Genomic DNA, 15,486 nt, shown 5'->3' with positions numbered 1-15,486 from the left:
CATGCCCGGGCTTGGCCCGGGCATCCACGTTCTTTGTGCCGCGTGAACGGCGTGGATGGCCGGGACAAGCCCGGCCATGACGCTGTGGAGCCAGTCGGTGCCCATAGCCACACCTGATCCTGCGTCAGACTCGAAAGCACTCCGATCGCAGTTTTTCATGCGGCGTTGACGCTCCGTTAATGACGATCGCCAGCGCGCGTCGGATCGTCGCAAGTTTTCTCCAAAACACCCCCGTATTTCTCCTGACCCCTTAACCAAACTTAAGAGGGAACCGCGGAAGATCGCGCCCATTGCAAAGGCGCGCTGAAACAACAAGATTCATGACTTCTATGAACGACAACCAATATTCCGGCGCGACTGAAGCGGAGCTCGGTTTTCTCAAGGAAATCGTTAGAATGCTGCCGGCCGGCCTCACCGTGCAGGACGCGCATGGCGAGCTGTTGCTGGTCAACGATGCCGCCGCCGCGCAGCTCGGCCTGGATGGCAGCCGTCCTTCACCCGATCTGACGCCGCGGCGCGAAGCCTGCCGCCAGGCCCTGAGCGACGGGCAGCCGGTCGTGACCGAGGAAGCGCTTCACGTCGGCGCTGCGCGAAAGGTGCTGCTCACGACCCATCGCCCCGTTCGTCTCGACGGACGCGAGCTGCTGATCTCGGCGTCCTCCGACATCACCGAGCAGAAGAATTTCGAGGACCAGCTGTTCCGCTCGGCCTATTTCGACGAGCTGACCGGGCTGCCCTCGCGCCGCGTGATCGAGCACCGCGCCAACGCCCTGCTCGCGCGCGACGACGGCGGCGGAGGCTTTGCGTTGGCCTTCCTCGACGTCGACAATTTCAAGCACATCAACGATTATTACGGCCACGCCGTGGGCGACGCGCTGCTGGTCGAGCTGTCGAAGCGGCTCGGACGGGACTTGCGCGATTCCGACATGCTCTCGCGCATCTCGGGGGACGAATTCCTGCTGCTGCTGTCACCGATCCAGAGCCAGGAGGAAGTCGCCGAATTCATGCAATCGACGCTGGAGCGGCTGACCGCGCCGTTCTTCATCGACCATTCGGAAGTATTCGCCTCGACCTCAGTCGGCATCAGCCTCTATCCCGACCATGGACGCAGCTTCGAGACGCTGCGGCAGAACGCGGACATCGCGATGTACCGCATCAAGAACAACGGCAAGGGACTGGCCGCCTTCTTCGATGCCAGCATGGAGCGAGAGGCGCAGGCGCGGATGAAGGTCGAGCAGTCGCTGCGGCTCGCCATCCTGGAAAAGCGCTTCTGCTGCGCCTTCCAGTCCAAGGTCGACATCCGAACGCAAGCGGTGAAGGGCATCGAGGCTTTGGTCCGCCTGCGCGACGACGAAGGCGTGATCCAGGCGCCCGGCTCGTTCATCGATCTTGCCGGTGAGCTCGGCCTGATCGACGAGCTGACCCATCTCGTGCTCGCCGAGATCGTCAAGTCGATCGACCTGATCAACGACACGTTCGGCCCGGAAGCGACCATCAGCATCAACGTCGCCGCCAAGCAGGCCGGCAATCCCGAGTTCATGCGCAGCTTTGCGCAGGCGCTGGAAGAGACCGGCTTTCCCCAGCGGTTCATGATCGAGGTGACGGAAGATGCTTTCGTCGCCAAGAATCATTTTCAGGACGAGATTCTGCCGATGTTCCGCAAGCTCGGCGTCGGCGTCTCCATCGACGATTTCGGCACCGGCTATTCCTCGCTCTCGGCGCTGGCCGACATCACCGCCGACGAGATCAAGATCGACCGCTCCTTCATCACCGACATTCATAAGCGCCCGCGCAGCCAGGGCATCCTGCGCGCGATCGAATCCTTGAGCGAGGCGCTCGGCATGACGGTGATCGCCGAAGGCCTCGAAACCTACGAGGAGCTGGCCTATCTGCAGGCGGCGACCAAGATCCGCTACGCACAGGGCTATTATTTCTCCCGGCCGATCTTCCTGGAGGAGCTGAAGCTCGCAACGCCCTCCTCGAGCGAAGCGCGGGTCAGCATGGCAAGCCGCCCGGCGCAACAGAACCGCCAGGGCTATTCGCGGGCGAGCGGGTACCGGCGGTAGGGGCGGCGCCGGCGCAACACATACCGCTGTCGTCCCGGGGCGCGCAAAGCGCGAGCCCGGGACCCATAACCACAAGACGTGGTTTGGCGCCAAGACGTCACTCCGAGTCCCCGTAGTCACATCTCCCTGGGGGTATGGGTCCCGGATCTGCGCTTCGCTTGCCCGGGACGACGGCTGAGTATGGGGCGCACCCCGATGCCGAATTCCCCCTTTGAAATCGCTGCACTTTTGCTAATACACGGGCGGACCTCCCCGAGGTATCTCATGCCTGCCGCCACCTCCTCGATCAGCGATTCCGCCTATCTCCGTGCGCGCGCGATGGAGACGCTGTTCGAGCGGCTGGAGAAGCTCTGCGAGGGCGCGATTGCGATCGATCGCGGCGGGCGCGTCGTCTACGTCAACGAGAAATATCTTGCCGCGCTCGGTCTCGACCATGCCAGCGAGGCGATCGGCCGGTCGATCGAGGAGGTCATCCCGAACAGCCTGATGCGGAAGGTGGCCGAGACCGGCGAGCCGATCCTGCTCGACATTATGGAGCTCGGCGGCGAGCAGCTCGTCGTCACTCGCATGCCGATCGAGGACGAGAACGGGACGGTGATCGGCGCGATCGGCTTCGTACTCTATGATCATCTCGAAAGCCTGAAGCCCCTGCTCGCCCGCGTCGCCCAGCTCGAGAGCGATCTGCGGCTGGCGCGGCGGCAATTGTCCAACGCCCGCGCGGCGCGCTTCACCTTCGCCGATTTCGTCGGCACGAATCCTGCGATCGCGCGCGCCAAGGAGATCGCCAGCCGCGCCGCGCGGCAGAGCGTCACCGTCCTGCTCACCGGCGAAACCGGGACGGGCAAGGAGATGCTGGCGCAGGCGATCCACAACGCCTCCTCGCGCGCCGATAAGCCGTTCGTCAGCGTCAACGTCGCCGCGATCCCCGAGACGCTGATCGAGTCGGAGTTCTTCGGCACTGCGCCGGGCGCCTATACCGGCGCCGACCGACGGGGACGCGAGGGCAAGTTCCGCATCGCCGACGGCGGCACGCTGTTCCTCGACGAGATCGGCGAGATGCCGCTGCAATTGCAGGCCAAGCTGCTGCGGGTGCTGCAGGAGCGCGAGATCGAGCCGCTCGGCTCGGACAAGATCACCAGGGTCGACGTCCGCGTCATCGCCGCGACCAATGTGGACCTGCGCAAGCGTGTCAGCGACGGCGCATTTCGCGCCGATCTCTACTACCGCCTCAACGTGCTTTCGGTCGACCTGCCGCCGCTGCGTCAGTGCCTCGACGATCTCCCCGACATTTGCGCCCGGCTGCTCGACGACATCAGCGCGTCGGGCGATTACGTCAAGGCGAAGATCACGCCGAGCGCGCTCGCCGCGCTCGCCCGCTACGATTGGCCGGGCAATGTCCGCGAGCTCCGCAACATCCTCGAGCGCGCGCTGATCCTCAGCGATTCCGGGCGGCTCACCGGCGAGGATGTCGCCCGCATTCTTCCCATCGGCAGCGAGGTCAGGCTCGCACCGGCCGAGCGCCCGGCCGGATTGGTGGTGCCCTATGCCGAGGCCGAGGCCGAGTTCGAGAAGCAGACGCTCGAGCAGGCGCTCGCCGCCAGCAACGGCCAGATCGCCGAGGCCGCCAGGATGCTGCGGATCTCGCGCGCGACCTTTTACAAGAAGCTCGCCAAGTTCGGCCTCGCCTCGGGATCGGCGCCCGTCTGAGTTTCGAGACACGGGACTGTCCGGAGTCTCGGATTCCGGACACCGCACCCGGCTGCTCTTCCGGGACAGATCGCAGGCAATTGCCGCAGATTTCAGCGGTTTTGCGCGACGTTGCGGGATCTGGCGCGGACCTTGCTCTCCGCTTTGCCGTCTTTCCTTCGCGAGGAGCAACCTGTTCCGGGGCAGCGCTTCGCGATAAGATCAAGCACAACAAGGCCTACGGTCCAGGGAGCGGGAGGAACGCCGTGAGCCATCATCCAGCTCTGCCTTACTTGCGCAATTCCGAGAAGGGCAAGGTCGTCTCGGCGAATGAAGCCGTCATGCTGATCCGCGACGGCGACACGGTGGCAACTGGCGGCTTCGTCGGCATCGGCTTTGCCGAGGAGATCGCCGTCGCACTGGAGGAGCTCTATCTGTCCCACGAGGGCGATGCGCCCTATACGCAAGGCAAGCCGCGCAATCTGACGCTGGTCTATGCGGCTGGACAGGGCGACGGCAAGCAGCGCGGCCTCAATCATTTCGGACATGAAGGCCTGGTGCGGCGCGTGATCGGCGGGCATTGGGGCCTTGCGCCGAAACTGCAGCAGCTCGCGATTGCGAATCAGATCGAGGCCTACAACCTGCCGCAGGGCGTCATCACCCATCTGTTCCGCGACATCGCCGCGCACCGGCCTGGCCACATCACCCGCGTCGGCATGGGTACCTTCGTCGATCCCCGGCACGGCGGCGGCAAGCTGAACGCACGCACCACCGAGGACCTGGTGGAGCTGATCACGCTGCGCGGCGAGGAATGCCTGCTCTACAAGACGTTCCCGATCGATGTCGGGATCATCCGCGCCACCACCGGCGATCCCGACGGCAATCTCACCATGGAGAAGGAGGCCCTGACGCTGGAGGCGCTCGCCATCGCCATGGCGGCGCATAATTCCGGCGGCATCGTCATCGCCCAGGTCGAGCGTGTCGCCGAGGCCGGCAGCCTCAATCCGCGTCAAGTCAAGATTCCCGGCATCCTCGTCGACTGCGTGGTGGTGTCGAGGCCCGAGAACCACTGGCAGACTTTCGGCACGCAATACAATCCGGCTTTCTCGAGCGAGATCCGGGTCCGCGCCGCCTCGCTACCGGTGATGCCGATCAGCGAGCGCAAGATCATCGCCCGGCGCGCGGCGCTGGAGCTGAAGGCCAACAGCGTCGTCAATCTCGGCATCGGCATGCCCGAGGGGATCGCCTCGGTCGCCAATGAAGAGCGCATCATCGACCTCATCACGCTGACGGCGGAGCCGGGCGTGATCGGCGGCATCCCGGCGAGCGGCATCGATTTCGGCGCGGCGATCAACACGCAGGCGGTGATCGACCAGCCGTACCAGTTCGACTTCTACGACGGCGGCGGCCTCGATGCCGCATTCCTCGGCCTTGCCCAGGTCGACCGCGCCGGCAACCTCAATGTCAGCAAGTTCGGACCGAAGCTCGCCGGGGCCGGCGGCTTCATCAACATCAGCCAGAACGGCAAGGAAGTGATCTTCGTGGGCACATTCGGCGCCGGCAAGCAGCGCATCGCGGTGAAGGACGGCAAGCTCGTCATTCTGGACGAGGCCACGTCGCGCAAATTCGTCGAGAATGTCGAGCACGTCACCTTCAGCGGCCCGTTTGCCGCCGCGCGCAAGCAACGCACCCTTTACGTCACCGAGCGCTGCGTATTCGAGCTCCGGGAAGACGGGCTCGAGCTCGTCGAGGTCGCGCCCGGCATCGACATCGAGCGCGACATCCTGCGCCTGATGGATTTCAAGCCGCTGATCCCGCGCGACCCCGCACTGATGGACGCGCGCATCTTCGGGGACGGGCTGATGGATTTGCGCGAGCGCCTGCTCACCATCCCGCTCGACCAGCGCTTCACACTGGACGAGCAGCAGAACCTGTTCTTCGTCAATCTCGAGCGCTACCCGCTGCGCAGCAAGGCGGAGATCGACACCATCGCCGCCATCGTCGAGGCCCGCCTGGCGCCGCTCGGACGCCGCGTCTACGCCATCGTCAATTATGACAATTTTTCCATCCTGCCGGAACTGATGGACGATTATTCGGCCATGGTGCGCAGCCTCGTCGACCGCTTCTATTCCGGCGTGTCGCGCTACACGACGTCGGGTTTCCTGCGCATCAAGCTCGGCGAAGCCTTGGAGAAACGCGGCGTCGCGCCGCACATCTTTGAAAGCGCGGAGGAAGCGCAGTCGGACTGGCGCCAGATCGAGGCCGGCGCGGCGCGCAAAGAGAGCCAGGCCTAAAAATGATGCATGTTCACGCGCAAGCGCGCTCCGTCGGAAGGTTCAATTGCAATGTTCGTAACGTTGTGCAAATCGCTGTTGGCAGAAACTTTTAAATCAGGAGGGACCATCGTGCGTCGATCACTCATCATAACAACAACCATCCTCGCGCTCGGCGCGGGCACCTCCGCGCTCGCCGACGATCTCAAGATCGCGCTGATCTACGGCAAGACCGGTCCGCTCGAAGCCTACGCCAAGCAGACCGAGACCGGCCTGAAGATGGGTCTCGAGTACGCCACCAAGGGCAGCATGACGCTCGACGGCCGCAAGATCGTCATCATCACCAAGGACGACCAGGGCAAGCCCGACCTGGCCAAGGCCGCGCTCGCTGAAGCCTATCAGGACGACAAGGCCGACATCGCGATCGGCACAACGTCGTCGGCCGCGGCGCTCGCCATTCTTCCCGTGGCCGAGGAGAACAAGAAGATCCTGATCGTCGAGCCGGCGGTCGCGGACCAGATTACCGGCGAGAAGTGGAATCGCTACATCTTCCGCACGGCGCGCAACTCCTCGCAGGATGCGATCTCCAACGCAGTCGCGATCGGCAAGCAGGGCGTCACCGTGGCGACGCTGGCGCAGGACTACGCCTTCGGCCGCGACGGCGTCGCCGCGTTCAAGGAGGCGCTCGCCAAGACCGGCGCGACGCTCGCCGCCGAAGAATACGCCCCGACCTCGACGACCGACTTCACCGCGGTCGGCCAGCGCCTGTTCGACGCGCTGAAGGACAAGCCCGGCCGCAAGGTGATCTGGGTGCTCTGGGCCGGCGCCGGCAATCCGCTGGCCAAGCTCCAGGACATGGATCCGAAGCGCTACGGCATCGAGCTCTCCACCGGCGGCAACATCCTGCCGGCGCTCGCGGCCTACAAGGGTCTGCCCGGCATGGAAGGCGCGACCTATTATTTCTACGAGATCCCGAAGAACCCGGTGAACGACTGGCTGGTCGCCGAGCACCAGAAGCGCTTCAACGCGCCGCCGGACTTCTTCACCGCGGGCGGCTTTGCGGCTGCGATGTCCGTCGTCGCCGCCGTCACCAAGGCGAAGTCGACCGACACCGAGAAGCTGATCAGCGCGATGGAGGGCCTCGAGTTCGACACGCCCAAGGGCAAGATGGTGTTCCGGAAAGAGGACCATCAGGCGCTGCAGAGCATGTATCACTTCAAGGTCAAGGTCGATCCGAACGTCGCCTGGGCCGTGCTCGAGCCGGTGCGCGAGCTGAAGATCGAGGACATGAACGTTCCGATCAAGAACAAGCGGTAGGTGCCTCTTCACCTCTCCCGCTTGCGGGAGAGGTCGGCGCGTCCCGGGCGATGCGAAGCATCGTCCCGCGCGCCGGGTGAGGGCTTTCTCCTCTTGGGGGTTCTCGCCCGCGGAGATAGCCCTCTCCCCAGCCCTCCCCCGCAAGCGGGGGAGGGAGCGCACCGTGACCTGCGGATCTATCTCGTTTCATCCTTTGCCAGACACCCATGCCGCTCACCCTCGAAACCCGCGACCTCACCATCCGCTTCGGCGGCCATGTCGCGGTCAACAATGTCTCCTGCACGTTTCGCCCGGGCGAGCTCACCGCCATCGTCGGGCCGAACGGCGCCGGCAAGACCACCTATTTCAATCTGATCTCGGGCCAGCTGCGGGCATCCGGCGGCAGCATCCTGTTCGACGGCACCGACATCACCGAGCATTCCGCACCGATGCGCACCCGTGCGGGCCTCGGACGCGCGTTCCAGCTCACCAATCTCTTCCCGAATCTCTCAGTGGAAGAGAACGTCCGCCTCGCAGTGCAGGCGGCGGCTGGCACGCACTACGACATGCTGCGGCCCTGGACGGTGCGCCGCGACCTGATCGCGCGCGCCGACGCCATTCTCGACCAGGTCGCGCTCGGCAATCGCCGCGGCGTCACTGCGACCGCGCTGTCGCATGGCGACCAGCGCAAGCTCGAGGTGGCGCTGATGATCGCGCTCGAGCCAAAAGTCTTCATGTTCGACGAGCCGACCGCCGGCATGAGCATCGACGAGGTGCCGATCGTCCTGAACCTGATCGCGCAGCTCAAGCAGGACAGGAGCAAGATCATCCTCCTGGTCGAGCACAAGATGGACGTGGTGCGCTCGCTCGCCGACCGCATCATCGTGCTGCATAACGGGCAGCTGGTGGCGGACGGCGCGCCCGCCGAGGTGATCGCCTCGCCGATCGTGCAGGAAGCCTATCTCGGCGTCGCGCCGAAGAACGCTGCAGGGAGCGCAGCATGAGCGATCTCCTCAAGCTTTCCGGCGTGCACACCCATATCGGGCGCTATCACATCCTCCAGGGCATCGATCTCACGGTGCCGGAAGGACAGGTCACGATGCTGCTCGGCCGCAACGGTGCCGGCAAGACCACGACGCTGCGCACCATCATGGGGCTGTGGCAGGCCTCGAAAGGCGAGATCACCCTGGCAGGCCAGCGCATCGAGAGCCTTGCGACGCCCGACATCGCGCGGATCGGCGTCGGCTACGTGCCGGAGAGCATGGCAGTGTTCTCCGATCTCACGGTGAAGGAGAACCTGGTGCTGGCGGCGCGCGACGCGCCGCTCGACGACAAGCAGCTGGATTGGATCTTCGGCTTCTTCCCGGCGTTGCGCCGCTTCTGGCTGTCGCGCGCGGGAAGCCTGTCGGGCGGGCAGAAACAAATGTTGTCCATCGCCCGCGCCATCGTCGAGCCGCGCAAGCTGCTCCTGATCGACGAGCCGACCAAGGGCCTCGCGCCCGCCATCGTGATGGCGCTGATCGAGTGCCTGAAGGAGATCAAGCGCAAGGGCGCGACGATCCTGATGGTCGAGCAGAATTTCTTTGCCGCCCGCGAGCTCGGGGACAACGTGCTGGTGATGGACAACGGCACCATCGTTCATCGCGGCGAGATGGCGGCACTCGCCGCCGACGTGCCGCTGCAGGAGCGGCTGCTCGGCCTGAGCCTGGAGGCGCATCAGTGACAGACCTTGCCGCAACCGATCCGCTGCCGAAGCCGAAGCGCGATCTCGCGCCGATCCTTCTGCCGCTCGCGCTCGCGCTGCTGATGATCCCGCTGATCGGATCGACCTCGTCCTGGCTGACCCTGACCGTCGCGAGCCTCGCCATGGGCATGATGATTTTCATCATGGCCTCAGGGCTAACGCTGGTGTTCGGCCTGATGGACGTGCTCAATTTCGGCCACGGCGCCTTCATCGCCGTCGGCGCCTATGTCGCGACCCTGGTGCTGGCGCCGTTCGCGGCGTCCATCCAGGCCGACTCGCTTCTAACGAACCTTGCGGTTCTCGCCCCGGCCGCTCTGCTGTCGATGGCGGTGTCGGGCGCGCTCGGCCTCGTCGTCGAGCGCGTGATGATCCTCCCCGTCTACGGCCAGCACCTGAAGCAGATCCTGATGACGACCGGCGGCCTCATTGTTGCGGAACAGACGCTCTATGCGCTGTGGGGACCGCAGATCATCCCGATGCCGCTGCCGGCCTCGCTGCGCGGCTCCTTCATCATCGGCGACGTCGCGATCGCCAAGTACCGCGTGCTGGCGATGCTGATCGGGCTCGGCGTCTTCATCACGATCCAGCTCGTGCTCAACCGCACCAAGCTCGGCCTCCTGATCCGTGCCGGCGTCGAGAACCGCGAGATGGTCGAGGCGCTCGGCTATCGCATCCGCCGCCTGTTCCTCGGCGTGTTCATGACCGGATCGGCGCTGGCCGGCCTCGGCGGCGTGATGTGGGCGCTCTATCGCGAGCAGGTGCACGCCTCCATGAGTGACGACCTCACCGTCCTGATCTTCATCGTCGTCATCATCGGCGGGCTAGGATCGATCGGCGGCTGCTTCATCGGCGCCATTCTGGTCGCCATGGTCGCCAATTACGGCGGCTTCCTGGTGCCGAAGCTCGCCCTCGTCTCCAACATCCTGCTGATGGTCGCCATTCTGATGTGGCGGCCGCGCGGCCTCTATGCGGTGACCAGCCGATGATGATCCTCTCAGGCGATCCGCCGCGCAGCCGCGTCCTGACGCTCGTTCTCGTCGTCATCATCCTGGCGCTGGCGGCAACGCCGTTCCTGTTCCCGGGCGCCAAGGCGCTGAACGTCGCGGCCAAGATCTGCGTGTTCGCAGCGCTAGTCGCCTCCTACGATCTGTTGCTCGGCTATACCGGCTCGGTGTCGTTCGCCCACACCATGTTCTACGGCATCGGCAGCTACGCGATCGCCATCGCGCTGTACGGCATGGGTCCGAACTGGGCCGCAGTCGCCACCGGCATCGTCGCCGGCCTGCCGCTCGCAGCCCTGCTTGCGCTCGCCATCGGGCTGTTCTCGCTGCGGGTCGCGGCGATCTTCTTCGCCATGATCACGCTCGCGGTCGCCTCGGCCTTCCAGGTGCTGGCCTCGCAGCTGTCCTGGCTGACCGGTGGTGAGGACGGGCGCAGTTTCCAGCTACCGGAGCTGCTGCGCCCCGGCACGGTGCTGATCTCCAAGAACCTGTTCGGCTTCGAGATCAACGGCCGCATCCTGACCTTCTACCTGGTGTTCGCGATCTCGGGCCTGATGATCCTCGCTCTGCTCCGCGTGGTGAACTCGCCGTTCGGGCGCGTGCTGCAGGCGATTCGCGAGAACCGTTTTCGCGCCGAGGCGCTCGGCTTCCGCACTGTGTTCCACCTGACCTACGCCAACTGCCTCGCCGCCCTCGTCGCGGCCAGCGCCGGCATCCTGAACGCGCTGTGGCTGCGCTATGCCGGTCCCGACACCTCGCTGAGCTTCTCCATCATGCTCGACATCCTGCTGATGGTGGTGATCGGCGGCATGGGCACGATCTACGGCGCGATCATCGGCGCCACCATCTTCATCCTCGCCCAGAACTATCTGCAATCGCTGATGGGCGTCGCCTCCAAGGCGGCGGGCGAAGCCGGGCTGCCGCTGCTGCCGGGGCTGCTGCATCCCGACCGCTGGCTGCTGTGGCTCGGGCTGCTGTTCATCGCCAGCGTCTATTTCTTCCCGACCGGCGTGGTCGGACGGCTGCGCCATGGCGGCGGCAAGAAGTCTGCCGGCCCCTCGCATTAGCCGATGATTTACCATGCGGCGCCGCGATTGCGGCGCGCGCAACACAACCACCGCGTGCGATGCGCGTAGCGCTACGATTGATGCGATCACACCAGCCGGATTAATGCTTAGGTAACTGGCTTTCCTAAGGTTTGCGCCATTTGTGCGGTGTATTCGTGATCCTCCAGCGAGGGGGAATGCGCCAGGTCTTTGCCAGCGTAGCAGCCGGAATGTCTCGAGCCGCGAGAAACGGCTGGGAGGCCTTGGCGCGCCGTGGTCCTGTCCTGTGGCTGACCCTGTGCGGCGTGTTTCTGGTGGCCGGCATCTTCATCGCCACGGCCGTTGCCATCGGCGAGTTTCGCGAGCGGACCCTCGCCAACCGCGAACGCGAGCTTGAAAACACGGTGAAGCTGATCGCGCGGCATTTCGATCAGCAATTCGAGGATTCCGAGGTCGTTGCCGCCGACCTGATCGGGCAGATGAACCTGCCTGAGATCACCTCGCCTGCGACGTTCCGCGAGCGCATGTCCGGGCCTGCGGCAAACCAGATGCTGCGCGGCAATATCAGCTCCGTGTCGTATCTCGGCGACATCGCGATCTACGATGCCGAGGGCGATCTGATCAACTGGTCGCGGGCCCAGCCGCTGCCCAAGATCAACATCTCCGCGCGCGCCTATTTCCAGTCGTTCAAGTTCAACCCGGCGGCCGAGCCGGTCATCCTGGAATCGGTCCGCAGCCTCATCATCGGCAAATGGACCACGGTCGTCGCACGCCGGCTGCGCGGCGCGGACGGCACATTCCTCGGCGCCATGGTGCGGCGGATCGACCCAAACAGCTACCAGCAATATTTCGCGTCGGTCGCGCTCGCCGACGGCACGGCCATCTCGCTGCTCGATCGCGAGGGCAAGATGCTGGCGCGCTATCCGCACGCCGAGGAGCTGATCGGGCGGAACTTCAAGGACGGGCCGCTGATGCAGAAAGCGCTGGCCGAAGGCGGTCAGCAGACGCTCCGCGGCAGGAGCCCCGTCACCGGTGAGGAGCGGCTCGGCTCGGCTGCGTCGCTGACGCATTTCCCGCTGGTCATCATCGCCACCAGTACCACGGCAGCGGCACTTGCGGACTGGCGGCAGCAAACCGGCTTCTTGGTGACAACGGCAGGCTTCTCGGCCGGCGTAATCGCGCTGATCCTCTATCTGATCATTCGCCAGATCAACCAGCAGAACCGCGAGGCCCAGCAGCGGATCGAGGCGGAGCGGCTGCGGCTCGATACTGCCCTCAACAACATGTCGCAGGGGCTGGTCCTGTACGACGCGTGCGGCACCATCGTCACCTGCAACCGCCGCTACGCCGACATGTTCGGCCTGTCGCACGACGTCATCAAGCCCGGCTGTCACATCCGTGAGGCGATGTATCATCGCAAGGAGCGCGGCGCCTTCGACGGCGACGTCGAGGCCTTCTGCGCCGAGGTCATGCGGGTCGCCGCCGAGGGCACAGTCGCGACGCTGACCCATCAACTGGCCAATGGCCGCGCCTTTCAGGTCATCAACACGCCGCTCGCACAGGGCGGATGGGTCGCCACCATCGAAGAGATCACCGAGCGCCGCAAGCTCGAACAGGAGCGCGACCGCAACTACACCTTCCTGCGCGAGATCATCGACCATATCCCCTCGCAGATCACCGTGAAGGATGCCCGGACCCGGCAATATCTCTTGCTCAACGTCGTCGCCGAACAGCTGTTCGGTCACTCCCGCCAGGACGTCGTCGGCAAGACCGCCTTCGACATCTTCCCCGAGGCGGCCGCTGCCCACATCACCGAGGACGACAGCAGGGCGCTGGCATCGGCCAACGGATTGTTCAAGGACGAGCACGCCTGGCAGATGCCCGGCATGGGCCTGCGCTACATTACCTCGACCCGGATCGGCCTCCGCGATGAAGCCGGCGAACCGCGCTACCTCATTCACGTCATCGACGACGTCACCGAGCGTCGGCGTGCCGACGAGAAGATCGCGCATATGGCGCATTACGATGCGCTGACCGACCTGCCGAACCGCACGCTGTTCCGCGAGCAGATCGAACGCCAGCTTGCGCATGTCGCGGACGGCTGCCAATTCGCGCTGCTCTACATCGACGTCGACGAATTCAAGGGCATCAACGATTCGCTCGGCCACCATGTCGGCGACGAGCTGTTGAAGGCGATCGCGGCCCGGCTGCGCGGTTGCCTGACGCAGGGCGACCTGATCGCGCGGCTCGGCGGCGACGAGTTCGCGGTGATCCAGACCGGGATCCAGTCCCCCGCGGACGTGCTGTCCTTCGTGACGAAGATCTACCAGGCGATCCGCCAGCCCTATCATTGCCTCGGCCACCAGCTCTCGACCGATGCCAGCATCGGCATTGCGCTGGCGCCGCAGGACGGCTCGGACCTCGATCAACTCATCAAGAACGCCGACCTCGCGATGTACGGCGCCAAGGCCGAAGGCCGCCGCACCCACCGCTTCTTCGAGCCGGCGATGGACGCGAGCGCCAAGGCGCGCCTCAGCATGGAACAGGATTTGCGCCAGGCGCTGGTGAACGGCGGCTTCGAGATCCACTATCAGCCCCTGGTCGACCTGCGCACCAACGAGGTGTCCGGCTGCGAGGCGCTGCTGCGCTGGCGCCATCCCGAGCGCGGCATGGTGTCGCCGGCCGAGTTCATTCCGGTCGCCGAGGACACCGGCCTGATCAACGAACTCGGCGACTGGGTGCTGCGCATGGCCTGCAACGAGGCCGCGACCTGGCCGGCGCATGTGCGCGTCGCGGTCAACGTCTCGCCCGTGCAGCTCAAATGCGACACGCTGGCGCTTCGGATTGCGGGCGCGCTTGCCGCCTCCGGGCTCGACCCGCGTCGGCTCGAGCTCGAGATCACCGAGGCCGTGCTGATCCGCGACGACGAGGCGGCGCTCTCGATCCTGCACCAGTTGCGGTCGATCGGCGTGCGCATCGCGCTCGACGATTTCGGCACCGGCTATTCCTCGCTGAGCTATCTGAAGCGCTTCCCGTTCGACAAGATCAAGATTGACCGCTGCTTCGTCGTCGACATCGCCGAGGCCACCGGCTCGCCCGTCATCGTGCAGGCGGTGGTGAACATCGCGGCCGCCAGCAGCATGACCACGGTCGCTGAGGGCGTCGAGACCGAAGCGCAGCGCGACATGCTGCGCGCGCTCGGCTGCACGCAAATGCAGGGCTATCTGTTCAGTGCACCGAAGCCTGCCAGCGAGGTGCGCAAGCTGTTCGGCGCCGGCGATGGCTCGCCCGGGGCCTTGCCCGTGGCTGCGGTGGCCTGATGCCGAAGTCGCGCAAGAACGCTGCGAAGACGCTCGATGTCGCCGATTCCTACGCCGTGCGGCTGATGCAGCACCTCGTGGTGCCGACCTTCGTGATCGACCCGAAGCGCCGCGTCGTGATCTGGAACAGGGCTTGCGAGCGGCTGACCGGCGTCGGAGCCGCCGAAGTGATCGGCACCAGCAAGCACTGGCAGGCGTTCTACGAGACGAAGCGCCCTTGCCTTGCCGACCTCGTCGCCCTCGACCGGCCCGAGCAGTTGCCGGAGTACTATTCGGAGTATGCCGTGCGCGGCCACAACGGCCTCGGCTTCTCCGCGGAGAACTGGTGCGTGATGCCCAAGCTCGGCAGCCAGCTCTATCTCGCCATCGACGCCGGGCCTATCCACGACGAGGCCGGCAACCTGATCGCGGTGGTGGAGACGCTGCGCGACCTCACCGACCAGAAACGCGCCGAGATGGCGCTGAAGGAGCTCGCCACCAAGGACGGGCTGACCGGCCTGTCGAACCGCCGCGCCTTCGACCAGATGCTGCTCGGCGAATGGGCCCGCGCCCAGCGCACGCAGAAGCCGCTGGCGCTGCTGTTCGTCGACGTCGATCATTTCAAGCTGTTCAACGACCAGCACGGCCATCAGAGCGGCGACGAGTGCCTGCGCGCGGTCGCGTCCGTCGTCAACCGGCACGCGGTGCGCCCGCTCGACCTCGCCAGCCGCTATGGCGGCGAGGAGTTTGCGCTGATCCTCCCCGACATGGATTGCGACAGCGCCTGCATGGTGGCCGAGGCGATCCGCTGCGCCGTGATGGCCTTGGCGATCGCCCATGGCGCGATCGGCGCCGGCGACCACGTTACCCTCAGCGTCGGCGTCGCAAGCCATATTCCCGGCGGTGCCGACGGCGGCCCCGACCGGCTGCTCGGCGCGGCCGACGAGGCGCTCTATGCCGCCAAACGCCTCGGCCGCAACCGCGTCATCTGCGCCGACCGGGTGCTTGCCGAAATCGCCACCCGCGACGGAGAGGCGGTTCCGGCCCTGGTCAGGCGCAAAACGGCTTGAGCTTG

10 protein-coding genes are annotated in these 15,486 nt (G+C 65.5%); all 10 read left to right on the top strand.

All coding sequences use genetic code 11. The features are described 5' to 3' along the window. The first annotated feature begins 329 nt into the window (after positions 1-329). The 10 genes from ABIA45_RS29160 (at position 330) to ABIA45_RS29115 (ending at position 15,481) form a co-directional block, all read left to right on the top strand. On the top strand, positions 330-2,066 hold the full coding sequence (locus tag ABIA45_RS29160; protein ID WP_404654536.1) for a putative bifunctional diguanylate cyclase/phosphodiesterase: 1,737 nt from the start codon (positions 330-332) through the stop codon (positions 2,064-2,066). A gap of 264 nt (positions 2,067-2,330) precedes the next feature. Then, the gene (locus tag ABIA45_RS29155) at positions 2,331-3,773 is read left to right on the top strand and encodes a sigma-54 interaction domain-containing protein (protein WP_404654535.1); all 1,443 of its coding nucleotides are present in this window, start codon (positions 2,331-2,333) and stop codon (positions 3,771-3,773) included. A 245-nt stretch (positions 3,774-4,018) separates the two neighbouring features. Continuing rightward, positions 4,019-6,046 carry an acyl CoA:acetate/3-ketoacid CoA transferase gene (locus ABIA45_RS29150; RefSeq protein ID WP_404654534.1) on the top strand — a complete coding sequence of 676 codons (2,028 nt, stop codon included), beginning with the start codon at positions 4,019-4,021 and terminating at the stop codon, positions 6,044-6,046. Between the two features lie 111 nt (positions 6,047-6,157). Beyond that, positions 6,158-7,342, top strand: a complete 1,185-nt coding sequence (locus ABIA45_RS29145) for a substrate-binding domain-containing protein (RefSeq protein ID WP_404654533.1) — start codon at positions 6,158-6,160, stop codon at positions 7,340-7,342. Between the two features lie 206 nt (positions 7,343-7,548). Continuing rightward, positions 7,549-8,325 carry an ABC transporter ATP-binding protein gene (locus ABIA45_RS29140; protein ID WP_275501777.1) on the top strand — a complete coding sequence of 259 codons (777 nt, stop codon included), beginning with the start codon at positions 7,549-7,551 and terminating at the stop codon, positions 8,323-8,325. After that, positions 8,322-9,044 carry an ABC transporter ATP-binding protein gene (locus tag ABIA45_RS29135; protein WP_225189921.1) on the top strand — a complete coding sequence of 241 codons (723 nt, stop codon included), beginning with the start codon at positions 8,322-8,324 and terminating at the stop codon, positions 9,042-9,044. The genes ABIA45_RS29140 and ABIA45_RS29135 overlap by 4 nt, the downstream gene beginning before the upstream one ends. Next, the gene (locus ABIA45_RS29130) at positions 9,041-10,051 is read left to right on the top strand and encodes a branched-chain amino acid ABC transporter permease (RefSeq protein WP_404654532.1); all 1,011 of its coding nucleotides are present in this window, start codon (positions 9,041-9,043) and stop codon (positions 10,049-10,051) included. Before ABIA45_RS29135 ends, ABIA45_RS29130 begins: the two co-directional genes overlap by 4 nt. Further along, positions 10,048-11,133: a branched-chain amino acid ABC transporter permease gene (locus ABIA45_RS29125; RefSeq protein WP_157285318.1), complete on the top strand. Its 1,086-nt coding sequence runs from the start codon at positions 10,048-10,050 to the stop codon at positions 11,131-11,133. The genes ABIA45_RS29130 and ABIA45_RS29125 overlap by 4 nt, the downstream gene beginning before the upstream one ends. Positions 11,134-11,309: 176 nt before the next feature. After that, positions 11,310-14,432 carry an EAL domain-containing protein gene (locus tag ABIA45_RS29120; protein ID WP_404654531.1) on the top strand — a complete coding sequence of 1,041 codons (3,123 nt, stop codon included), beginning with the start codon at positions 11,310-11,312 and terminating at the stop codon, positions 14,430-14,432. Next, positions 14,432-15,481 carry a diguanylate cyclase gene (locus ABIA45_RS29115; RefSeq protein ID WP_404654530.1) on the top strand — a complete coding sequence of 350 codons (1,050 nt, stop codon included), beginning with the start codon at positions 14,432-14,434 and terminating at the stop codon, positions 15,479-15,481. Before ABIA45_RS29120 ends, ABIA45_RS29115 begins: the two co-directional genes overlap by 1 nt. Positions 15,482-15,486: the final 5 nt, after the last annotated feature.

The organism is Bradyrhizobium sp. USDA 336 (assembly GCF_044908355.1).
Classification (GTDB): domain Bacteria; phylum Pseudomonadota; class Alphaproteobacteria; order Rhizobiales; family Xanthobacteraceae; genus Bradyrhizobium; species Bradyrhizobium yuanmingense.
This window is presented reverse-complemented; position numbering and strand designations above follow the sequence as displayed.

Excerpts from the sequence above, each read along its gene's own strand:
- ABIA45_RS29160 (WP_404654536.1), top strand. The coding sequence starts at position 330 with ATGAACGACAACCAATATTCCGGCGCGACTGAAGCGGAGCTCGGTTTT.
- ABIA45_RS29155 (WP_404654535.1), top strand. The coding sequence starts at position 2,331 with ATGCCTGCCGCCACCTCCTCGATCAGCGATTCCGCCTATCTCCGTGCG.
- ABIA45_RS29140 (WP_275501777.1), top strand. The coding sequence starts at position 7,549 with ATGCCGCTCACCCTCGAAACCCGCGACCTCACCATCCGCTTCGGCGGC.
- ABIA45_RS29135 (WP_225189921.1), top strand. The coding sequence starts at position 8,322 with ATGAGCGATCTCCTCAAGCTTTCCGGCGTGCACACCCATATCGGGCGC.
- ABIA45_RS29125 (WP_157285318.1), top strand. The coding sequence starts at position 10,048 with ATGATGATCCTCTCAGGCGATCCGCCGCGCAGCCGCGTCCTGACGCTC.
- ABIA45_RS29120 (WP_404654531.1), top strand. The coding sequence starts at position 11,310 with ATGCGCCAGGTCTTTGCCAGCGTAGCAGCCGGAATGTCTCGAGCCGCG.
- ABIA45_RS29115 (WP_404654530.1), top strand. The coding sequence starts at position 14,432 with ATGCCGAAGTCGCGCAAGAACGCTGCGAAGACGCTCGATGTCGCCGAT.